The 20,300-nt window shown below is 52.5% G+C and carries 23 protein-coding genes; 17 read left to right on the top strand and 6 right to left on the bottom strand.

What is annotated here, in order from left to right; genetic code table 11:
• The first annotated feature begins 414 nt into the window (after positions 1-414).
• The 8 genes from rpmH (at position 415) to HMPREF2609_RS01130 (ending at position 6,773) form a co-directional block, all read left to right on the top strand.
• Positions 415-552 carry a 50S ribosomal protein L34 gene (gene rpmH / locus HMPREF2609_RS01165; RefSeq protein WP_004005930.1) on the top strand — a complete coding sequence of 46 codons (138 nt, stop codon included), beginning with the start codon at positions 415-417 and terminating at the stop codon, positions 550-552.
• A 64-nt stretch (positions 553-616) separates the two neighbouring features.
• Complete coding sequence (gene rnpA / locus HMPREF2609_RS01160) at positions 617-1,021, top strand: ribonuclease P protein component (RefSeq protein WP_048752402.1); 405 nt, start codon at positions 617-619, stop codon at positions 1,019-1,021.
• The gene (gene yidD / locus HMPREF2609_RS01155; protein WP_048752400.1) at positions 1,002-1,448 is read left to right on the top strand and encodes a membrane protein insertion efficiency factor YidD; all 447 of its coding nucleotides are present in this window, start codon (positions 1,002-1,004) and stop codon (positions 1,446-1,448) included. Before rnpA ends, yidD begins: the two co-directional genes overlap by 20 nt.
• 54 nt (positions 1,449-1,502) lie before the next feature.
• Positions 1,503-2,531, top strand: a complete 1,029-nt coding sequence (gene yidC, locus HMPREF2609_RS01150) for a membrane protein insertase YidC (RefSeq protein WP_070449419.1) — start codon at positions 1,503-1,505, stop codon at positions 2,529-2,531.
• Between the two features lie 29 nt (positions 2,532-2,560).
• Positions 2,561-3,115 (top strand): Jag family protein, encoded by a 555-nt coding sequence (locus tag HMPREF2609_RS01145; RefSeq protein ID WP_004005934.1) that lies wholly within the window; start codon positions 2,561-2,563, stop codon positions 3,113-3,115.
• Positions 3,116-3,748, top strand: a complete 633-nt coding sequence (gene rsmG / locus HMPREF2609_RS01140) for a 16S rRNA (guanine(527)-N(7))-methyltransferase RsmG (protein WP_070449421.1) — start codon at positions 3,116-3,118, stop codon at positions 3,746-3,748.
• Between the two features lie 504 nt (positions 3,749-4,252).
• Positions 4,253-5,089 (top strand): ParA family protein, encoded by an 837-nt coding sequence (locus tag HMPREF2609_RS01135; protein WP_004005936.1) that lies wholly within the window; start codon positions 4,253-4,255, stop codon positions 5,087-5,089.
• A gap of 211 nt (positions 5,090-5,300) precedes the next feature.
• Positions 5,301-6,773, top strand: coding sequence for a ParB/RepB/Spo0J family partition protein (locus tag HMPREF2609_RS01130; RefSeq protein WP_037231457.1), 1,473 nt, complete (start codon positions 5,301-5,303; stop codon positions 6,771-6,773).
• A gap of 589 nt (positions 6,774-7,362) precedes the next feature.
• Here the strand turns inward: HMPREF2609_RS01130 and trxA are convergent.
• The 5 genes from trxA to HMPREF2609_RS01105 all read right to left on the bottom strand — a co-directional run bounded on the left by trxA (position 7,363) and on the right by HMPREF2609_RS01105 (position 12,537).
• The gene (gene trxA, locus HMPREF2609_RS01125; RefSeq protein WP_070534546.1) at positions 7,363-7,689 is read right to left on the bottom strand and encodes a thioredoxin; all 327 of its coding nucleotides are present in this window, start codon (positions 7,687-7,689) and stop codon (positions 7,363-7,365) included.
• Between the two features lie 15 nt (positions 7,690-7,704).
• On the bottom strand, positions 7,705-8,748 hold the full coding sequence (trxB, locus tag HMPREF2609_RS01120; protein WP_013398160.1) for a thioredoxin-disulfide reductase: 1,044 nt from the start codon (positions 8,746-8,748) through the stop codon (positions 7,705-7,707).
• Positions 8,749-9,003: 255 nt separating this feature from the next.
• A complete protein-coding gene (locus HMPREF2609_RS01115) occupies positions 9,004-10,239 on the bottom strand; it encodes a serine/threonine protein kinase (RefSeq protein WP_070534544.1) in 1,236 nt (411 codons plus the stop codon).
• Positions 10,240-10,329: 90 nt separating this feature from the next.
• Positions 10,330-12,015, bottom strand: coding sequence for a murein biosynthesis integral membrane protein MurJ (gene murJ / locus HMPREF2609_RS01110; RefSeq protein ID WP_048752390.1), 1,686 nt, complete (start codon positions 12,013-12,015; stop codon positions 10,330-10,332).
• A gap of 21 nt (positions 12,016-12,036) precedes the next feature.
• Positions 12,037-12,537, bottom strand: a complete 501-nt coding sequence (locus tag HMPREF2609_RS01105) for an NUDIX hydrolase (protein WP_048755438.1) — start codon at positions 12,535-12,537, stop codon at positions 12,037-12,039.
• A 102-nt stretch (positions 12,538-12,639) separates the two neighbouring features.
• Between HMPREF2609_RS01105 and HMPREF2609_RS01100 the strand changes: the two genes are divergently transcribed.
• From HMPREF2609_RS01100 to rplI, 7 genes are all read left to right on the top strand, one after another.
• Positions 12,640-14,064 carry a CCA tRNA nucleotidyltransferase gene (locus HMPREF2609_RS01100; protein WP_070534542.1) on the top strand — a complete coding sequence of 475 codons (1,425 nt, stop codon included), beginning with the start codon at positions 12,640-12,642 and terminating at the stop codon, positions 14,062-14,064.
• 161 nt (positions 14,065-14,225) lie between these two features.
• Positions 14,226-14,594 (top strand): TM2 domain-containing protein, encoded by a 369-nt coding sequence (locus HMPREF2609_RS01095; protein WP_102034942.1) that lies wholly within the window; start codon positions 14,226-14,228, stop codon positions 14,592-14,594.
• A 216-nt stretch (positions 14,595-14,810) separates the two neighbouring features.
• The gene (locus tag HMPREF2609_RS01090; RefSeq protein WP_070534540.1) at positions 14,811-15,173 is read left to right on the top strand and encodes a TM2 domain-containing protein; all 363 of its coding nucleotides are present in this window, start codon (positions 14,811-14,813) and stop codon (positions 15,171-15,173) included.
• 224 nt (positions 15,174-15,397) lie between these two features.
• The gene (gene rpsF / locus HMPREF2609_RS01085; RefSeq protein ID WP_070534538.1) at positions 15,398-15,700 is read left to right on the top strand and encodes a 30S ribosomal protein S6; all 303 of its coding nucleotides are present in this window, start codon (positions 15,398-15,400) and stop codon (positions 15,698-15,700) included.
• Between the two features lie 85 nt (positions 15,701-15,785).
• Positions 15,786-16,436: a single-stranded DNA-binding protein gene (locus tag HMPREF2609_RS01080; protein ID WP_004005947.1), complete on the top strand. Its 651-nt coding sequence runs from the start codon at positions 15,786-15,788 to the stop codon at positions 16,434-16,436.
• Between the two features lie 88 nt (positions 16,437-16,524).
• Positions 16,525-16,761: a 30S ribosomal protein S18 gene (rpsR, locus tag HMPREF2609_RS01075; protein ID WP_004005948.1), complete on the top strand. Its 237-nt coding sequence runs from the start codon at positions 16,525-16,527 to the stop codon at positions 16,759-16,761.
• 23 nt (positions 16,762-16,784) lie between these two features.
• Positions 16,785-17,237: a 50S ribosomal protein L9 gene (gene rplI / locus HMPREF2609_RS01070; RefSeq protein ID WP_004005949.1), complete on the top strand. Its 453-nt coding sequence runs from the start codon at positions 16,785-16,787 to the stop codon at positions 17,235-17,237.
• A gap of 139 nt (positions 17,238-17,376) precedes the next feature.
• On the opposite strand, the gene HMPREF2609_RS01065 is transcribed toward rplI, so the two are convergent.
• On the bottom strand, positions 17,377-18,369 hold the full coding sequence (locus HMPREF2609_RS01065; protein ID WP_070534536.1) for an alpha/beta fold hydrolase: 993 nt from the start codon (positions 18,367-18,369) through the stop codon (positions 17,377-17,379).
• A 338-nt stretch (positions 18,370-18,707) separates the two neighbouring features.
• Here HMPREF2609_RS01065 and HMPREF2609_RS01060 point away from each other — a divergent pair, with 338 nt between their 5' ends.
• Together HMPREF2609_RS01060 and HMPREF2609_RS01055 are read left to right on the top strand one after the other, a co-directional pair.
• Positions 18,708-19,748 carry an ABC transporter ATP-binding protein gene (locus HMPREF2609_RS01060; RefSeq protein WP_070534534.1) on the top strand — a complete coding sequence of 347 codons (1,041 nt, stop codon included), beginning with the start codon at positions 18,708-18,710 and terminating at the stop codon, positions 19,746-19,748.
• The coding region (locus HMPREF2609_RS01055) for an ABC transporter permease subunit (protein ID WP_371326029.1) at positions 19,749-20,300 on the top strand (552 nt) is incomplete at its 3' end.

The following is a 20,300-nucleotide window of genomic DNA, read 5'->3' as shown; positions in this document are numbered from 1 at the left end:
TATGTACCGATTCTACCGTAGGTTATACACATCATAAACAGCTTATCCACAGGAGTTATACACAATGTGGAAAAAATGTGTCTTTCCTGAGGATAACCGGTTGAAAAATTCTTGAATTTCGTTATTTTTCCTTGATATATCAAGGAAATTAAGTGTATAACAAGGATGTGGAAAACTGTGGATATGATGTTTTGAAGACCCGTTGAGAACACCTGTGGATAGTCTAATCCCCACAACCTGGGGATAACCTGGGGTTATGTGCGGGGCGGATTAACTTGCTTTGCAGCATAGACTCTTCTAAAGTTGTTCTGTTGTATGTGTACCGCCTACCTCGAAGTGTCGAGGTACCATCGGGCACGAAAAAGCTTAGAAATCCTAACCAGCGGGTAGGATTTTGTGTCCAAGGAGATAAGTATGAGTAAACGTACTTTCCAGCCGAATAACCGCCGTCGTGCGAAGAAACACGGTTTCCGTCTTCGTATGCGTACTCGTGCCGGTCGTTCTATCCTGTCGAACCGTCGTTCCAAGGGTCGTTCCAAGCTTTCGGCATAAAGAACTCAGCAAAACCCGCTAACGCATTCGTGTTAGCGGGTTTTCCACTACAGGGAAGGAAAACGTGCTGCCAATCCAGCACCGGATGCGCACCAGCTCCCAATTTTCCGCGACTTTTCGTTCCGGTACCCGCTCAGGGCGCCGGAACTTAGTTGTATATACGGCTCAAAAACCCGGAAATACAACCAGGATAGGTTTCATTGTGTCAAAAGCCGTTGGAAATGCTGTGACTCGTAACCGTGTTAAACGGCGTTTGCGTGAACTCGCTGCCGCAACCGTTAGCACCTACCCGCAGGGACTGTATATTGCCGTGCGGGCGCTTCCCGCATCCGCTGGAGCGAACTGGGAAGAATTACGCGCAGACTATCGAGGTGCCCTAGAATCCTCTCTAAAAAAACTTGACCGTCAAGATCAACACTGCAATGTTGAAAACCGTGGGGGAGGGGACTATGAACCATCGTCGATGTGATGAGCGTTTTCACCCTCATCACAGCAGCACACATCATCCCCACACACATCAGCTTGATCCCGATGAATGCCTCGCACAAGCGCCCCATGAGTTTGTGCATCCGGTATCTTTTCTGCATGCGGTCTATACCCTGCCGCAGAATATTCTGATTGGGCTTATTAAGGCTTATCGTAAAGTCGTATCCCCACTCTATGGGGATGTGTGCCGGTATTATCCGACCTGCTCCGCCTACGGGTTGGAAGCGGTCACCACTCACGGAGCCCTCGGCGGTCTCAGCTTAACCGTGCGGCGCATTCTGCGGTGTAATCCCTGGGCAACCGGCGGAGTCGATCCCGTCCCGCCCGGAAAACGGACCTTTGCTTCCGGTCAGGAACCTAAAATTATGCTCCTGAACCATCCCCTAGAAACTCACTCGAACAACCACTAACGGTTGTCGAGATTCCTACGAAGACTTAGCCGAGTCATAAGGAGAAAAACTCCCGTGAACATTTTTGACATGATCCTTTGGCCCTTTAAATTGGCCGTGTCTGCGGTGCTGTGGTTCTTCCACACGATCTTTACCAGTATTGGTATGGATCCGTCCTCAGGTCTGACCTGGGTGCTGTGCATTATCTGTCTGACTCTCGTGATGCGTGCCGTAACCATTCCCCTATTTATGCGCCAAATTAAATCGATGCGCGGTATGAACGCCATGCAGGGTGATATTGCAAAGCTGCAGGCCAAATACAAAGGTAAGAAAGATCAGCTTTCCCGCCAGGCGATGGCACAGGAGCAGATGGCGCTGTACAAAAAACACGGCACCAACCCGTTTGCCTCCTGCCTGCCGATTATTGCCCAGATGCCTATCTTCTTCGGTTTGTACCAGGTGCTCATGGGAGTTTCCGGGGCGGCAGCAGCGAATGAAGGCATCCTTATGCTTCCTGCCGATCTGGTGAAACAGTTCAGTGAAGCCCACATTTTCGGTGCCCCCATTTTCTCGACCATGATGAACCCCGGCAACGGCAATCATGCCGCCACCGTTGCCCAGGCCATCATCATGATTCTGCTCATGAGCGGTACCCAATTCTTCATTCAGAAACAGCTCAGTGCCAAGAACATTTCCGAGGCAGCTAAAAGCTCCCCGATGTTCCGTCAGCAGCAGATGATGATGTACATTTTCCCCATTATTTTCGCGGTGACGGGCATTAACTTCCCTCTTGGTGTGATGTACTACTGGACCGTCTCAAACTTCTGGGCACTGGGCCAGCAGTGGTGGGTGATCCGCAATAACCCCACCCCCGGTTCCCAGGCTGAGAAGGAACTCAACGAACGCCGCGCCGCTAAAGGTCTGCCCCCCGTTGGGAAAACCAAAGAACAGCACGAAAAAGAGCTTGAGGAGGCGCGTGAGCGTGCTGCCGCGGGTCAGCGTCAGCAGCCCATGAGTAAGAAACGCCAGAAACAGCAGCAGCGTAAAGGTGGCGGGCAGAACAATTCGGGCAATAAAAACTCGAATAAGCCGAAACTCAACTAAACACAGCATCGATAAATTCAAGGAAAACCATGACTGAAATATTTGAAGAAACCGCAGAATCGCCAAGCACCGCATCGGAAACTGAGGCTGTCGAAGAAATCGACGAAATCAGCATGATTGAGGAAGAAGGGGATATAGCCGCTGACTACCTCGAAGAACTTCTCGATATCGTTGATCTTGACGGAGATATTGATATTGAGGTGCGCAACCAGCGCATCTATCTCTCGGTGGTCAATGATGACGATGGGAATGAAGATCTGCGCCACCTTGTCGGTCGCCGCGGTGAGGTCTTAGACGCTCTGCAGGAACTCGTGCGCCTGTCGGTTCTGGCCGCCAGCGGCAACCGTTCGCGTCTTATTCTCGATATTGCGGGTTACCGTGCACAACGTCGAGAACAGCTCACCGAAATAGCCCTCGACGCCGTCGAGAAGGTGCGTGCCTCCGGCGAAGATTTCCACCTGAAACCACTGGGCGCCTATGAACGCAAGGTTGTACACGATGTGGTTGCTGAGCAGGGACTCTACAGCGAATCCGAAGGCGAAGGCACACGTCGCCATGTGGTGATTTCCCTTCCGGAGGCGTAAATGACGGTTCCTTGTGAAGGTCAAGACCTTGTAGCCGCCACCGCAATTTTTGGTGATCGTCTTCCTCTGGCACAGCGCTATGTGGAACATTTGGCGACGACGGGGATTGAGCGCGGGCTCATTGGTCCGCGCGAAGTACCGCGGCTGTGGGCTCGTCACGTGCTCAACTGTGCCGCCGTGCAGGAATATATCGCCGAAGGCGCATCCGTGGCGGATGTAGGCTCTGGAGCGGGTCTGCCGGGGCTTTGTCTGGCTATTGCCCGCCTCGATCTATCAATCACGCTCATAGAGCCTCTGGAACGCCGTGTGATATGGCTTCATGAAGTGGTTGAGGATCTAGGCCTTGAGAATGTAAAAATTCTGCGCTCGCGTGCCGAGCAGGCTGTCGGGCAGGTTGAAGCCGATGTGGTGACTGCTCGCGCCGTATCTGCGCTGGTGGGTCTTGTGGATATTACCCTGCCGATTTTGCGCGGTACCGGTGAGCTTCTGGCTCTCAAAGGGCGTTCTGCACGGGAGGAAATCAAGAAGGCTAAGAAGAAACTCAACCGTTTCGGGGCTCGCGAGACTGAAATCCTGACGGCGGGGGAGGGGCTGCTGGATGAGCCCACAACCGTTGTGCGAGTTACACTCTAGTCTCGATAAACTCTGAAGCTGCGAGCTTCATAGGGGTTGAAGATACATCCGAGAATGTATCTTCAACCCCTTTTCTTATGGTCTTTATTTGATACCGGAGAAAGAGTTTGTGGTACGTGAGAGATGAAGGGGAACTTTCGGCGGGGCACCGTAGTTTTTCGTGAATGTGGAATATTAAAAATGAGTAATAGAAGTTGTATAAATTTTCCTGGCTGAGAGGTTGATAATCGGTTCATGATGCTGTGCTGAGAGTGAATACTTGGGGATGAAATCATAAATTTTCGTGAAAAAATACGAATCCTAGACAACTTCTCGAGGGTGTACGTGGTATATCGCTGTTTTGACAGGTAATCTTAAAGAGGAACGCGCAGACCGGAGACAGCATCGGTGTTTCACGTGAAACATCCTTGATGCTCTTTATTCAATGTTTCACGTGAAACACGGTGTGCGTATCTTTATCTGGCGAAAGACACATCAACCATCAGCATCAGGCGCGGAGGATATATGACGATCACCCCCGGTGGCTCGACGCCGCCTTTACTGCCCAAGCCCCCACATACACGCGTCTTTACCATCTCGAATCAGAAGGGTGGAGTCGGTAAAACGAGTACCGCCGTGAATATTGCGGCCGCCCTTGCAGAAGCGGGAATGAACGTTTTGGTCATTGATAATGACCCCCAGGGAAATGCTTCGACGGCTCTCGGTATTGAGCATGGCGTGGAGCTTCCCAGTACTTACAACACTTTGATTGACGATACTCCGCTTTCCGATATTGTGCAGGAGTGCCCCGATCTCGACAATCTGTGGTGCGCGCCTGCGAATATAGACCTTGCCGGGGCAGAGATTGAACTTGTTTCGGTCGTGGCACGTGAGAAACGCCTTAAAAACGCTCTGGAAGACTATACTGAGTGGCGTGCCCAGCAGGGGATGGGGCGGCTCGACTACGTATTTATCGACTGCCCGCCGAGCTTGGGACTGTTGACCGTTAATGCTTTCGTGGCGGCAGAGGAAATCCTGATTCCTATTCAGTGTGAATACTATGCCCTGGAAGGTTTGAGCCAGCTGCTCAAGAACATTCAGATGATTCAGAAACATCTGAATTCCAATCTAGAGATTAGTACGATTCTGCTGACTATGTACGACGGACGTACCAATCTTGCATATCAGGTAGCGGAAGAGGTTCGGGAACATTTCCCGAAGGAAACTCTACAGACCAAGATTCCGCGTTCTGTACGAATTTCGGAGGCGCCGAGCTACCAACAGACCGTTATTAGCTATGATCCAACGTCTACCGGTGCTCAGGCCTATCGTGAAGCGGCGCAGGAAATTGCGCGCCGCTAAGAAGGAATACGGAGCATATAAATGCTCTGAAATATCGGCATATCAGGACTGGTAATTACTCCGATATTCTCCATAAATAAACTTTTTGAGATTTATATCTAGGGAAATACCGAATTTTCTGAGCGCAGATTTTATGGTGCTGCAAGGTTCATATGAAGTGTAATCGGCATGCATGAGAGCGGTAGGAAATTTGGTGTGAGGAAGGAAAAACATGGCAGAGAAGCGACGGGGTCTCGGAAGGGGACTGGGTGCTCTCATTCCCAACAATACGACGCCTGTTGTGACTGCTTCCGATGTTGCCGAGAAAGAGGCGGAAAAGAAGGTAGCGGCGACTCGCAAACCTCAGCAGGAGGAACAAGCCGCCGCATCCTCAGCAAAACGCCCGAAGACTCGCAACGTAAAGCCGGAGCCGCAGAAAAAATCTGCCCCGAAAAAGGAACCGTCTGCGACAACGAAACGGACAGAACAGCAAGAGAACCGCATCTCTTCGTCGCAAAAGGCTACGGATCCGAAACCTCAGGAATCTTCTGCTGAGACTCGGAAACCTTCTGGTTCATCGAAACCGCAAAAGGTTTCTGCGATTAAGATGCCTAGTCTTAAAGCCCCTGCCGTGAAAGCGGGGGAGAAAAAAGAAGAGAACGTACACGTCTCATCTGCTTCTTTGTCCGCATCGCAGCCTGTGCAGAAATCAGATGTTTCACGTGAAACATTGTCTCAGCCTCGTGAAGTTCAGAAGAAGAAACCTCGTATGGATATGGGTGCGGCACTTCGCAATACGACGTTAACACGCCGCCCGGTAGATTTCTTCTTTGGTGAAGAAACGAAGGAAGCTGAGGAAGAAGGCAACAGCAACCTCGTACCCGTTCCTGGAGCTCAGTTCGCAGAAATCAAAGTTTCTGATATTCACCCAAACCGCAAACAGCCTCGCGTTGATTTTGATGAACAAGACATGGCTGAGCTCATCCATTCGGTTCGCGAGATTGGTGTTCTGCAGCCTATTGTGGTGCGCCCTTCACGCGAGAAAAATGCTGAAAAATATGAGCTGGTAATGGGCGAGCGGCGTTGGCGCGCAACCCAGGCTGCGGGTCTAGAAACTATTCCTGCCATTATCCGTGACACGCAAGATATTGATCTGCTTCGAGATGCCCTGCTGGAAAACCTGCATCGTAGCCAGCTGAATCCTATTGAAGAGGCGGCCGCATATCAGCAGCTTATGGAAGAGTTCAGTACCACCCAGGAGCAGCTTGCAAAGCGTATTGGGCGCTCTCGCCCACAGATCTCAAACACGATTCGTTTGCTTAGGTTGCCTCCTCTCGTACAGCGCAGGGTAGCGGCAGGCGTTATCGCTGCCGGGCATGCGCGTGCCCTGCTGACTTTAACCGATCAGGCAAAGATAGAGACCATTGCTCAGAAGATCGTGAATGAAGGGCTTTCTGTGCGTGCCGTTGAGGAGCTTGTTGCCCATGCGAGCGAAGCTCCGGCAGAGAAAGAGCGGAAAACCCCGCAGCCACAGAAGCATCACGAGCGATTGGACTATATCGCGGATGCATTTGCCGATAAACTGGATACATCGGTTAAGATTTCGCTCGGTGCTCGTAAGGGCAAGATGACTATTGAGTTTGCTAATGTCGAGGATCTCAACCGCATTATTCGGGTTCTGGATTCTGATTTCAAAGGTTCTTAGTTCATACGATAGCTTAGAACCCTTCCCCGTAATCTACTGGGGGTGGTGATGTTTCACGTGAAACATCACCACCCCCAGCCCTGTATAAGGCGTGTATATCTGGTTTAGTGAGCATCGTGGCGGGTTGTTTGCCTTGTCCATCTGCCATTGTCTCCGGAGAAGAAGAGCTCACAGAGGTCTGGAGCATGTGTGAAAACGGTAGGTATACGAGTCTTTGCGGACCCTACAACGGTGTATATAGCAGAGCAGGGGAGTGGGATGAGACTAACACGAACTCCGAGCTGAAGGTAATTGTAAGCCTGCGCCTCCTTTTTGGATATTGAGGATTACAAGGGTATTTATCGAGACAGGCTAAAATCCACGTTTTCGACACTATGAAATGGTTACAGGAAGAACTATGCCGAAGTCATACAGAGATTCATGGATAGTATCTTCATAAGATATTCTTATCTAAAATACAACCTCAAAAAGTATATAAAGTGTTTTTAGCCCTGTAAACGAAGCAGGTATAAAGATAGAAGGTGTGGATGTTTCACGTGAAACATCCACACCTTCTATGGGTTTTTGAGGATGAAGGCTTGAAGAAAACCTACTTGATGTATTCCTCAAAATCAGCAATGAGTGCCTGTTTGGGACGAGCGCCTACGCTCTTCTTTACAACCTGCCCATCTTTGAAAAGGTAGATCGCGGGGATAGAAGTAATGCCGTATTCCATAGCAGTGTCGCCGCTCTCTTCGACATTGACCTTCACGACATCGACCTTCTCGCCATATTCGGCGGCGATTTCATCGAGAACCGGGGCGACCATGCGGCAGGGACCGCACCACTCGGCCCAGAAGTCGACGATCACCGGCTTGGAATTATCCAGAACCTCAGCCTTAAAGGTGGCATCGGTTACTGCTTTTGCGTTGCTCATATCTGTTTCTCCTGACTAAAGGTTTTCGAGGTAGTGCTGTGCGTCGAGTGCTGCTACCGCACCCGAACCGGCGGCGATAATCGCCTGACGGTAGGTTGGGTCAATGACGTCGCCCGCGGCGAAAACGCCGGGCAGAGAGGTTTTTGATGAGCGTCCCTGAACCGCAATCGTGTTCTGATCGGTAATCTCCAGTTGATCCTTAACCATCTCGATACGCGGATCAGAACCGATAGCAATGAACAGTCCGTCGAGCTTCATATCGCGGGTAGCGCCAGTAACGGTATCGGTCAGAACAACCTCTTCCAGCTTGGAATCGCCGTGAATCTCGCTCACCACGGAATTCCAGAGAACTTCAATCTTGGGGTTGTCGAAGACGCGCTGCTGCATAATATCTGATGCGCGCAAAGAATCACGGCGGTGGATCAGATAGACCTTGGATGCGTAGGTGGTGAGGAAGAGTGCTTCTTCCAGGGCAGAATCGCCGCCGCCTACCACCGCGATTTCTTTATCTTTGAAGAAGAATCCATCGCAGGTTGCGCACCACGAGACGCCATAGCCAGAGAGCGTATCCTCACCTTCAACACCCAGCTTGCGGTACTGCGAACCGGTCGAGAGAATAACGGTTTTTGCGAGGTGCACGGAACCGTCGGAGAGAATAACCTTCTTAATATCGCCGTCGAGTTCCAACTTTTCGACATCCTGGTAGCGAATATCCGTGCCGAAGCGCTCCGCCTGGGCACCGAAATTGGTCATGAGCTCGGGTCCCTGAATGCCCTGCACAAAACCGGGGAAATTTTCGACCTCGGTTGTGGTCATGAGAGCGCCGCCGGGGGAGAGGGAGCTCGCGAAAAGTACCGGCTCAAGGTTGGCACGCGCCGCGTAGACGGCGGCAGTGTACCCGGCAGGGCCGGAACCCACGATAATAACGTTGTGGACCTTCTGATCGCCCTCAGAGGCCGTTTCTTGGGCTTTTTCTTGGGGGGTAGAGGATGCGGCAAGGTTCAGACCGCCGAGAGCGGCGCCTCCGAACAGATTGCCCAATGTATTTTCAGTGCTCATTCTTCTCTTCCTCAATTTTCTGCTGATAGTCGCTCAACGCAACAGTATCCCCAATTATTCCATTCTGGGGGCGGCTAATCCATATTGACTGGGGTCGAAGTAAAAATGCCGGGTACCGAAGAAAAATGTGACATTTTATGTTCAGGGTTGCACCCGACGGAGAATACTGGGCGGAAGCTTTGAGAGAGTGAGATCGAGGCAAAATAAATGGCGCATCCCCATGTATGAGGATGCGCCACTCGTTGAGGCTATACGCTACTCGGCCTTAATCTCGCCAATGCGCAGACCGTAGCTGTATCCTGCGATAGGCTGTGAGAGCTTGGGTGCTTCATCGAAGGAGATGATGATGTAGCCGCCCTTATCGGCAGACTGCTTGTCCTTATCCAGCTCAACCGTGACGTCCTGCCCAGAGAAGCTTCCCTTGCCAACTTCGGTAGCACCGCTCATCGAGGCTTGGTTATTGGTGTATACGGTGAAAGAACCGCCGGAACCGCCCGCCTGCTGAATAGTTAGTTTAGAGACAACCGTGGGAGATTCCAGTTTAGCGGCAAGCCCGAATTCCTTGACGACACCACCGAAGGCGGGACTGCCAAAACCATAGCTGGACCAGGTGGTTGAGGGGCTACCATCGGTCAGTGCGGGAAGACCGGAGTCCATATCCGCCATAAAGTTAGGGTTGCTCGGCACCAGACGCGATACGGAGGTAACCTTTACTGGCGCATTGGAGGCGCTGGGAGATGCCGACGGGGAGGCTTCCTCAGATTCTGTAGACCCTGCCGTAGCGCTTGCGCTTGTCGAGGCGTTCTTGCCTTTAACCGGATTCGATGCGTGATTCGACCCCAGGCCGGTCAGTGTGGTGAGCACGCCACCGGCAACAATGACCAATAGAAGCACGGCGGCGAAGGCAATAGCCCAGGTTCCGCGGTTTGTACCCTCGTCTTCGTCGTCTTCATAGACGCCGTCATCGTTCGGTCCGGAGACCATAGGTGCAACGTTCATCGAGGGGATCTGTGAGACCTCCCAGGCCTTTACAGCGCTGATAGCGGAGGTTTCGGAACCCACCATTGGAATGTTCTCGTAGGTTTGCGGCGCGGCACCGGTAAGGCTGTCACCGAAGATTTCGGCACCGAGCGCCTCATCAGGGTTGCCGTCGGGAGAGACCGAGGGGTTATCGGTCAGTAGGGTGTCAAGCAAAACATCCGGGCGGCTGTATGAGGTCACCAGGTATTTATTGCCTTCGGGGGCGATTCCCATATCGAGAATCTGAATGTTGTAGCGGCTATTGACCGCCAGCGCCCGCGAATTCTTCTCCAAGAGGTGGCTGCGCACGGGAGAAGCCACCACCACCGAAACCTTACGGTTCAGAATCTGATCCTTACCTTCGAGGATCATATCTGATTCGGCGGTGATGATAATCTGTGCGGTGATTTCGTAACGGCCACCCAAAACGGTTCCGACCGGAATCTGCTGCGACAAGTTCTCTCCCGTCATGTATTTTCTCGCCTATAGTTTAGTAGGCCCTTCCAAAGATTTTACCCGGATTACGCCGGATACGGTGTTTTTAGCGGTTTGCGGGCTGGTTTAAGATTCGTTTGAGGCCCCTCGCCGTGCGAGTGCTTTCACCTTGCCTGCAATGGGTGCGAAGAGAGCATCTGCCTCACGCACGCGGAAAATCTTGAGCATCACCACATAGCTGAAGAGCATGGTGAGACCACAGATTATAAGGGTTATAACCGCTGAAATTTTTGATGCCCAGGCGAAGCCATCAAGATTGTATCCGCCCAATACCCACAATACGGCGGCGGCAATAACTCCCGCAAAACATGCCGCGAGGGTAGTACGAGCGTACATGTTGATAATACGCTTCTGCCCATAATACCCAAGTCTGCGGCGAATTTCGTAGTGGCTGATGGCGACCACGAAGAGGTTCTGTACCGGGAAAATCAGGGAGAGCGCATACACGGTGTAGCGCGGGTCAAGCAGGGAGGCAACCCCACTCATAATGACCATAACAATCGCGGCGTAGAACTGAATGAGGAAGGGGGTGCGCGCATTCTCTCGGGCATAGAGAACGCGCCCGTAGAGGAAGGATATAGTCAGTGCAGGGGTTCCCAATGCAGTAATAGCAATGAGGCGCCCAATGACGGTTGCCGCAACCGGATCTCCGCCGCTGAAGAGCACCGCCACGGGACCGGCGAGGACGATAAGTGCGAGCGCACAGAAAACGGTGGCAATACCGGCGGTACGCATACCGTGTGAAAGGGCGTGGATGACGCTGTCACTATCGTCCGCGATGGCGGAGGAACTCATGCGGTTAAAGAGCACTGTAGCGATGGAAATGCCGATCACGCCGTGGGGGAGCGAGTAGAGCATCGAGGCGTAGTTCATTGCCTGCAGACCGGGAATCTGAATACCCATATCGGCATACTGGGCGCGGGCGCTCACCACGGATGCGGCAACCCGCGTCATATACATATACGACAGGTTGGAGACGGCACCGGCGGCAAGGGTCCAAATCGCCAGACGAGATGCTTCCCGCAGTCCGATACCGCGCCAGCCGAAGTCCGGCTTGAGCCGCAGCCCCAGCTTCCTGAGCGGGATAAAGAGAACGATAGCCTGCAGCGCCACGCCCAGAGTTGCCGATCCGGCGAGGAAAATCGTCTGCATCGACGTCCAGCTTTCGACCGAGTGGCGTGGCGGATTGATGGTTGTATCCTGCGCCCCGAAGGTGAAAATAAAGATGAAGAGCGCAGCGATAGCAACGACGTTATTGAGCACGGGCGCCCACATGAAAGCCCCGAAGGCCTCTTTCGCGTTGAGTACCTGCCCAATGACCGTATAAAGCCCGTAGAAGAAGATTTGCGGCAAACACCAGAACGAGAATATATACCCGAGTTCTTTCTGCTCTGGCGTCCATGTAGAGCCCATAACGTTGATAATAGGGATGGCGCACGCCAGCGTAATCGCTGTAATCAGACCGATAGCCGTCACCGTAATTGTTACGAGCTTGGAAATATACCGTTCGCCGCCGTCTTGGGCTTTAGCGGCTTTGATAATCTGCGGCACGAGCACGGCGTTGAACACACCACCGGCGACCAACACGTAGATGAGGTTGGGGAGCGTATTTGCGGTCTCGAAGACGTCACCTACGGTCGAGAGGGCACCCAGTGCCACCGTGAGAAGGATTGCCTTAAGGAACCCTAGAACACGGGATACGAGCGTTCCCGCCGCCATAATGGCGCTTGAGCGTGCATCGGTACGTGCCAACTTCTTCTCCTGGTTGTGACGTTAGAGCTGGGTATTAATATACTCTCGTGCAATATCTGCGATGCGCCGTTCATTAGCGAAAGAGAGTTTCTGGCTAAGCTCCGCCAGGGGTACCCACGCAACATCGACTGCTTCATGATCGGGGTCATGCTCAATGGTTAGGCGGCCGCCGGTAGCACAAAAAAGGTAGTGATGTACCGTTTTATGGATGCGCTGCCCACTAGACGTAAACCAGTAGTCGATATACCCGAGGGTAGCAACAATGTAACCGGTAATTCCGGTTTCTTCGGCTATTTCTCGCTGAGCTGTTTCTATCAGACTTTCATGACCTTCAACATGTCCCTTAGGTAGACACCATTCGAGCTGTCTGTTGCGGTTATAGCGCGCAATGATTGCCACCGGCAGGTCGGGACTATCAAAATTAATCATGAGCCCTCCCGAAGAGACCTCTTCAAGCGCAGGCACCGGAAGCTGGGGCGCGAAGGGGCGCATTTTGGGTGCGCGTGGTACGGGAAAACTCATAGTTCTACCTTATCCGATGCGGCGCTATTTTGGGCTATGGTGCGGCTGATAGGAGCCCGCTAATATGCTCTTGCCGCTAATATCTGGCAGGATTAAGAGACTATGTCGCAAAAACTTGATGTGCTCTCAAAATATCCGGATGCTGTTGAACTCGGCGAACTCTACCGCCAGGCGGGTTTTGATCTCTATCTAGTCGGTGGTTTGGTGCGTGATGAACTACGCAATGCCCCCGGCGAATTCACTGATTTCGATATGACTACGAACGCCACTCCCGCCCAGAGCGAGCAGATTTTGAGCGCCTGGGGAGAGCATATCTGGGATATCGGCAAAGAATACGGCACCATCAGCGCCCGCAAAAACGGCGCTGTTTACGAGGTAACGACCTATCGCGCCGAAGTGTACGTCGCCGATTCCCGCAAACCCACAGTGGAATTCGGCACCGATCTGAAGGCTGACCTAATACGGCGTGACTTCACTATCAACGCTATGGCTGCTGCGCTGCCTTCGGGGGAGATCGTGGATCTTTTCCACGGCACTAAAGATTTAGCAGAGGGCGTTTTGCGCACCCCGCGCTCGCCTCAAGAATCCTTTTCCGAAGACCCGCTTCGTATGATGCGCGCGGCACGGTTCGCTGCTCGGTTTAACCTCACTGTAGCGCCGGAAGTATTCGAAGCGATGCGGCAGATGGCACCGCGCATCGAGATTATTTCGGCGGAACGGGTGCGCGACGAACTCATCAAACTCATCTGTGCAGATTACCCGCGCGTGGGCCTGAACTTGCTCGTAGAAACCGGGCTTGCGGACTATGTGCTCCCGGAGCTGCCCGCCCTGCGCATGGAAATGGACCCTTCACACCACCATAAAGACGTTTATGAGCACTCGCTCAAAGTCATGGAACAGGCGATCGAGAAGGAAACTGACGCTGACGGTCCCTGCCCCGCGCCCGATTTTGTGCTGCGTTTCGCATCGCTTCTGCACGACATCGGCAAACCCAAAACCCGCAGATTCGAGAAAGACGGCTCGGTATCTTTTTTGCAGCACGATGTGGTTGGCGCGCGCATGGTCAAAAAACGGATGCGCGCCCTACGCTTTGATAACGACACCATCAAGGCGGTGGCGCGCCTCGTAGAGCTTCATATGCGCTTCTACGGCTACCGTGAGGCCGGGTGGACCGACTCTGCGGTACGTCGATATGTGCGGGACGCAGGGGGGCAGCTGCAGCGTCTCCACAGGCTTTCTCGGTCGGATGTCACCACGCGCAATAAGCGCATGGCGCGCTCGCTGGCGCAGGCATACGATGATTTGGAGCGGCGTATTGATGAGCTTGCCGCTCAAGAAGAGCTGGATGCGATGCGCCCTGAACTGGATGGCGAACAGATTATGGCGGTGCTGGGCATCGGCCCTGGGCCTCTTGTGGGGCAGGCGTATAAATTCCTGCTGAACCTGCGTTTAGATGAGGGTGAACTTGGTGAAGAAAAAGCGACCCGCCGTCTGCTCGTATGGTGGCAGGAGCACGGAGAGTCCTAAATCCCCATAATACGGCGGAATACTGCGGAAATAGAATATGACGGAGACTACGGTACATAAGGTTCACTAAATGCCTCTGTGAAGCTAAATTGACGTGTAGGATGGTACTCAGCAGCAGCGTTCGCCGCGCACGAATACACATTCACCGAAAGGGCATTACTATGTCTGATAACTCTGCCTTTAATCCGGCTTCTAACCCCGCATTCAACGGTTCTCAACCTCACGGACAGTCCGTACAACCTATCGCCGTAGCACCGGTCATGATGGTGCAGCAACCCAAATCCATGGCGGTGGCATATCTGCTGTGGTTTTTCCTAGGTTCCCCTGGTATTCACAAGTTTTATCTGAACCAAACGGGTCAAGGGATTCTATACCTGTGTTTATTCCTTACTGGCTGGGCAACTGTTTGGTTTCTTATCGGGATAATTCCTCTTGTAATTTTGGGTATCTTGCTCATCATTGATATTTTCCTGATACCTGGCCGAGTGAACCAACTCAACGGTGTAACCCCCGTTGTCGTGAAGCAGTAACAGCCCATTATCACGACTCCATCGCGCATTGGAGATTCCCGCATCCTCACAGTCGAGGATGCGGGATTTCTGTCTGAACGAAGGTTGGTGCGGTGGGGGAGGACAGACTCCCACCGAATACACACCCCGTTCCCAGGGTTTGCGCATGTGAACTGTCTAAACTTGCAGTGAGCGCGTTATATACAGCGCGCTGAAACACTCACGAAGGAAGGAAATATGTCGCAGCAGGTTTATGAACCTAAACTTTTCGCCCATGGAACCGTTCCGGGCAGCCGTACTTATGTGAACTCCGAACATGAACAGTCGACCGTCGTTGTGGTCCACCCCAAATCCGTGATTCTCACCTATGTGCTGTGGCTTTTCCTCGGATGGTTAGGCATCCACAAGTTTTATCTGCGTCAGCCAATTCAGGGGCTGCTTTATCTGGCGCTCACCGGTATAACCAGCCTGCTGACGCCCCTAGGTTTAGGTTGGATAACCGGTATTCCGCTAGGCCTTCTGCTCTTCAAAGACCTCTTCACGAATATTCTTCGAGTCGCCATCCTCAACCTTCGGGACTCTTCGGTTCGTTACTACTAAACCAGAATTTTTAGCGTTCAAGACTCTAGCTTCAGGATGCGCCCGTTACACCCACGCGGTGTGGCGGGCGCATCCTTCTCTTTGCTGGATTCTGCCGCGTATTCTCGTGTAGTATAGAAGAATCTGTGTGTGCATCCTGAACAAGAGGATGCTGCACCGGGTGCCACATGAATCTCCTGCTATGGAAATCCCATAGCCGTTTAGCCCAAAGGAGGGGTTTAATCATGCGTGCATACGAACTGATGATTATCCTCAACCCCGAGGTTGAGGACCGAGCGGTAGAGCCGTCTCTGTCGAAGTTCCTGGAAATCGTCACCAACGCTGGCGGTACCATCGACAACCTTGACATCTGGGGTCGCCGCCGTCTGGCATACGAGATCCAGAAGAAGTCCGAAGGTATCTATGCGGTTGTTAACTTCACCGCGAGCCCTGAGACCGCCGCTGAGCTCGACCGTGTTCTAAACTTGAACGAGTCCGTTATGCGTACCAAGATCATCCGTCCGGAGGATCAGAAGGTCAACAAGTAAGACTCTAAAACCGCGACCTGATTAAAATGTCAGGTTCCTATGGTTACCTAGAGTTATATACTTGAATCCATTCGAGGAGGCATCAATGGCAGGCGAAACCATTATCACTGTGGTCGGGAATCTCACCAGCGACCCTGAGTTGCGCTACACTCCCGCAGGTGCAGCGGTTGCAAACTTTACGATTGCATCTACCCCGCGTACCTACAACCGTCAAACCGGTCAGTGGGAAGACGGTGAGGCACTGTTCCTGCGTGCGTCTATTTGGCGCGACTACGCAGAGAACGTCGCAGAGACCCTGAAAAAGGGAACCCGTGTGATCGCCCAGGGTCGTTTGAAGTCTCGCTCGTATGAAACGAAGGAAGGCGAACGTCGTACCTCAATGGAGATCGAGCTCGATGAGATCGGTCCCGCTCTACGGTACGCTACCGCCCAGGTAACCCGTTCACAGCGCACCTCTGGAGGTAACTTCGGTGGTCAGCAGGGCGGCAACTTTGGCGGTAATAACTTCGGTAATAACCCCCAGCAGGGTGGTTTTAACAATTCCGCACCGCAGCAGGGCTTCGCTCAGCAGCAGGGTGGAAACGGTTACTCCAGTAATGCCGGATTCGGTGGGGGAGCCCAGCAGGCCCCCGCACAACCGGCACAGCAGCAGGCACCTGCGGCTGATCCGTGGACCTCACAGTCCGGCGGAAACTACGATTGGGGTACCGGCGCCGATGACGAACCTCCGTTCTAAAGAAACGTTCCGTCTTCCTCAAACCAAACCATATATCAATCCATCCCGCGGTTAACGCCGCGGGCTCCCAACCTAAAGGAGCACCACGATGGCTAAGGCTGAAATCCGTAAGCCCAAACCTAAGCAGAACCCCCTGAAAGCTGCTGACGTCACCGTTATCGATTACAAAGACGTCGCCTTGCTACGCAAGTTCATCTCCGATCGCGGCAAGATCCGCGCTCGCCGCGTAACTGGCGTGACCGTTCAGGAACAGCGCAAGATCGCTCAGGCAATTAAGAATGCCCGTGAGGTTGCACTGCTTCCCTACTCCGGCGCTGGCCGCTAACGAGAAGGAGAGTAACAAGTACTATGGCTAAGATTATTCTGACTCAGGAAGTAACCGGTCTGGGTGCCGCTGGTGACATCGTCACCGTCAAGAACGGCTATGCACGTAACTACCTTCTTCCTCGCGGCTTTGCCGTTTCGTGGACCGTTGGCGGCGAGAAGCAGGTTGAATCTATCCGTGCGGCCCGTGCGGCGCGTGCGAAGGCATCCCTGGAAGAAGCCCAGGAGACCGCAGCTAAGCTCTCTGCTCGCCCGATTGTAGTGGCACACAAGGCTGGTGCTGATGGTCGTCTCTTCGGCTCCGTTAAGGCAGATGCTATTGCTGACGCTATTGAAGAGGCAGGTCTCGGCACTATCGACAAGCGCACCATTCACCTCGGTTCCGCTATCAAGCGCACTGGTGAGTACCAGGTGACCGCTCGTCTGCATGAGGATGTTGTTGCCAACGTTACTCTGGACGTTGTAGCAGCCGCATAAGCAGGGCGTATTTAGACGCTGTGAGGGCGTCGCATCCCGACTGGGATGCGACGCCCTTTTCATATGTGGAACAATTGTTTGTTCTTACCCGAGAAGTGCGGGGTAGGGGAGGGGTATGTTTCACGTGAAACATTGACTGTTATAGAGTGCCGTCAATAAAATCTATGACCGCTTGGGTTACCTCTTCCGAATGCCCCTCGATCATATGACCACCCGTTTCGAAGATACACGTGGTGAGATTCGGGTATCGGTACATAGAACTCTGCACATGCCCTCGCGGCTGGGCAAAAGGCACAACTCGGTCATCTTGTGCGTGGATTAGAAAAACGGGCGGTTCCAAGCTCTCAATGGGGTATTCCTCAAGATGGACCGCCATATCCAGGTTCGTGATAGTTGCGTCGATCTTGGCTCCCATACGTCGCTCCTGTAGGGGGAGCATCCCATATATGGTGTGTGAGGGAAGCCCAAATAGAGGTTTGAAAAACGGAGACAGCAGCCACATGGCGTAGTCATGGTTCAGAGCAGCAGGAGGCCCCATACGCGTGGGCAGCTTTCGTGGTTTTTCCTCCCAGGGCGGGGCAGAGCTGAGGAGAATAAGACCTGCTGTCCGTTCCGGATAATCCAGAGCAAAACGAAGAGCGAGGGTTCCTCCGGCAGAGGCGCCTAGCACATAGACCGTCTCGATATTGAGGATATCAAGGAGTGCCATCAGAGCCGCTGCCTGTTCTTTAGGAGTTCCTTCACCTGCAACCGAGCTTCCGGGATACCCAAAACGCGATGGAGCAATAATCCTGTAGTGTTCCGAGAGATCCCTAACGTTCTCAAAGGCTTGGTCGTAGCCTCCGTAGAGTCCGTGAAGATATAGGATGACGGGAGGGTCGCTATATGCTGAGGACGATCCTGTGGGCATAATGTCGAGATATGCTATCTCTCCATAGCTGAGATGCACCGTTTTGGCCGGATACGACGCGAGTTTGTCCACAGCATCGTGGAGTGCCCGACGACATCGTATGCCCTGAACACTCATGTAGGTTGTGGCAGCAAGCGCTGTACCACCAAGGAGGAACCAACCCCACCGGCCGTATCCTGCACGGTTTTTCTGTGGTTCCGGTGTACTGCTAGTCCCACGCATAGCTCCCTACTCCTTCGTATACGGTCTATTTTTAACTACACTAATTTCACAGACGTGGGCGCACAACCCTAGGGGACGGGTATCAGGACTATATCTTGGAGATACTTCGATATAGTAGTATTTCTATCTCTATACGTTGGATAACGCTATTTTTTGTTGTCTTAGTACCGAATATTCTTATATACAGCATTAATGTTTCACGTGAAACGGTGTGCGTAAAAGATTGAGAAATAATAAAAATATCGGGAGGACCTCAAAAATCCTATATTCTCCGGAGTGAGAAACGTAGACTGGACGTGACAGAATATCCTTAAATTTCTGCAGAAGGATAGGTATAGATGTTACAGGTTCAGAATCTTACCAAGAGGTATGGTGATAAAACCGCCGTTAACGATATGTCTTTTATCGTTCCCGACGGTAAAGTCACCGGTTTTTTGGGTCCCAATGGGGCAGGTAAATCGACCACGATGCGCATGCTGGTCGGACTCCATAAGCCCACCTCGGGCGAAGCCCTTGTCGACGGAAAAAATTATCAGTCTCTTAAATCCCCGCTCCATACGGTAGGAGCCCTCCTCGACGGTAAATCGGTGCATCCGGGGCGCAGCGCACGCGCGCATCTCATGTCTATTGCGCTTACCCACGGTATTTCGGCGAAACGTGTGGACGAAGTCATCGGTATGACCGGTCTAAGCCAAGTCGCTAAACGGAAGGTTGGCGGTTTTTCCCTCGGTATGAACCAGCGTTTAGGTATTGCCTCAGCTATCTTGGGCGATCCCCATAACGTTATTCTGGATGAGCCGGTTAATGGTCTTGATCCCGAAGGCGTGGTGTGGGTTCGTCAGTTGGCAAAGTATTTGGCATCCGAAGGCCGGGCGGTGCTGATTTCTTCACACCTCATGAGCGAGATGGCGCAGACCGCTGACGACCTCATTATTATTGGACGCGGTCGCCTGCTGGAACACACGTCTATTGATGAACTTATCTCGCGAGTAGGCGGTCATAAAGTTCTGGTTCGTACCGATGAACGTGACCTTTTCGCTTCGCTCCTTGCAGAACGGTCGCTTCCTTTCGAAGCAGTCGATACCGATGGTTTGTTGGTTTCGGCTGATGCTCGCGACCTGGGTGAACTCGCTTTGCGTGAGCAAATTTTGCTCTATGAGCTGGCACCTCATGAAGCGACTCTTGAGGATGTTTACCTTGAAATTACACGTTCAGAGGTTGAATATGTCTCTGATAGTCTTCCAGGTGCTGGTGCCGTAGCCGCGGTTTCTTCGGTGCCGAATGCACCGGCAGCCGATCCTCAACTGCAACCGGTGACTAGTTCTCCAGAGCACAGCTTTATCGATGAAACCCAGCAGGGGAATGGGAGGAACATATAAATGAGTACTCAAACTTACGCTACTAAAAATGCGCCTGCACCGGTTGCTCATAATCTATCATTCCTGGGTGTGCTCCGCTCAGAATGGTTAAAGATGCGCTCCCTACGTTCTCAGCAGGTTCTCTTCATCATTACGGTAGTGCTGATTTTAGGACTCGCAATGCTGCTGGCTCCTGTTTTTAACGAACAATTGGCACAGTATGAGAAAGATGTGAGTACATCGCAGATTGTGAATGGGCAATCAGTCAACGGTTCCGAGATCATTGACCAGATGAAGAGCGCGTCGTATTCTATCGGAGTTGTAGGCGCTTCATTGGGAGGCATTATTCTTTCTTCCATGGCGACGGTATTTATTGCATCTGAATATGCCACGGGTGCTATGCAAACAAGTCAGTTAGCAGTACCGCGTCGTTCTCTTTTATATTCTGCTAAAGCCCTTGTGGTGACGGTGGTAGCTTTTGTCGTAGGAACCTTGAGTGGTATCTTGGCATTCTTCTTAGGCCAGATGATACTCACGGAAAAGCTACGAGTCTCTTTCGATGGTGAAGTACTT

This window comes from Rothia sp. HMSC058E10 (genome assembly GCF_001809415.1).
Taxonomy (GTDB): domain Bacteria; phylum Actinomycetota; class Actinomycetes; order Actinomycetales; family Micrococcaceae; genus Rothia; species Rothia dentocariosa.
The sequence above is the reverse complement of the archived record's forward strand: the minus strand, read 5'-3'. Positions and strand labels throughout refer to the sequence as shown.

Bases quoted from the DNA above. Each gene is read 5' to 3' on its own strand.
- rpmH (WP_004005930.1), top strand. From the start codon at position 415: ATGAGTAAACGTACTTTCCAGCCGAATAACCGCCGTCGTGCGAAGAAA.
- yidD (WP_048752400.1), top strand. From the start codon at position 1,002: ATGAACCATCGTCGATGTGATGAGCGTTTTCACCCTCATCACAGCAGC.
- HMPREF2609_RS01145 (WP_004005934.1), top strand. From the start codon at position 2,561: ATGACTGAAATATTTGAAGAAACCGCAGAATCGCCAAGCACCGCATCG.
- rsmG (WP_070449421.1), top strand. From the start codon at position 3,116: ATGACGGTTCCTTGTGAAGGTCAAGACCTTGTAGCCGCCACCGCAATT.
- HMPREF2609_RS01135 (WP_004005936.1), top strand. From the start codon at position 4,253: ATGACGATCACCCCCGGTGGCTCGACGCCGCCTTTACTGCCCAAGCCC.
- HMPREF2609_RS01130 (WP_037231457.1), top strand. From the start codon at position 5,301: ATGGCAGAGAAGCGACGGGGTCTCGGAAGGGGACTGGGTGCTCTCATT.
- trxA (WP_070534546.1), bottom strand. From the start codon at position 7,689: ATGAGCAACGCAAAAGCAGTAACCGATGCCACCTTTAAGGCTGAGGTT.
- trxB (WP_013398160.1), bottom strand. From the start codon at position 8,748: ATGAGCACTGAAAATACATTGGGCAATCTGTTCGGAGGCGCCGCTCTC.
- HMPREF2609_RS01115 (WP_070534544.1), bottom strand. From the start codon at position 10,239: ATGACGGGAGAGAACTTGTCGCAGCAGATTCCGGTCGGAACCGTTTTG.
- HMPREF2609_RS01105 (WP_048755438.1), bottom strand. From the start codon at position 12,537: ATGAGTTTTCCCGTACCACGCGCACCCAAAATGCGCCCCTTCGCGCCC.
- HMPREF2609_RS01100 (WP_070534542.1), top strand. From the start codon at position 12,640: ATGTCGCAAAAACTTGATGTGCTCTCAAAATATCCGGATGCTGTTGAA.
- HMPREF2609_RS01095 (WP_102034942.1), top strand. From the start codon at position 14,226: ATGTCTGATAACTCTGCCTTTAATCCGGCTTCTAACCCCGCATTCAAC.
- HMPREF2609_RS01090 (WP_070534540.1), top strand. From the start codon at position 14,811: ATGTCGCAGCAGGTTTATGAACCTAAACTTTTCGCCCATGGAACCGTT.
- rpsF (WP_070534538.1), top strand. From the start codon at position 15,398: ATGCGTGCATACGAACTGATGATTATCCTCAACCCCGAGGTTGAGGAC.
- HMPREF2609_RS01080 (WP_004005947.1), top strand. From the start codon at position 15,786: ATGGCAGGCGAAACCATTATCACTGTGGTCGGGAATCTCACCAGCGAC.
- rpsR (WP_004005948.1), top strand. From the start codon at position 16,525: ATGGCTAAGGCTGAAATCCGTAAGCCCAAACCTAAGCAGAACCCCCTG.
- rplI (WP_004005949.1), top strand. From the start codon at position 16,785: ATGGCTAAGATTATTCTGACTCAGGAAGTAACCGGTCTGGGTGCCGCT.
- HMPREF2609_RS01065 (WP_070534536.1), bottom strand. From the start codon at position 18,369: ATGCGTGGGACTAGCAGTACACCGGAACCACAGAAAAACCGTGCAGGA.
- HMPREF2609_RS01060 (WP_070534534.1), top strand. From the start codon at position 18,708: ATGTTACAGGTTCAGAATCTTACCAAGAGGTATGGTGATAAAACCGCC.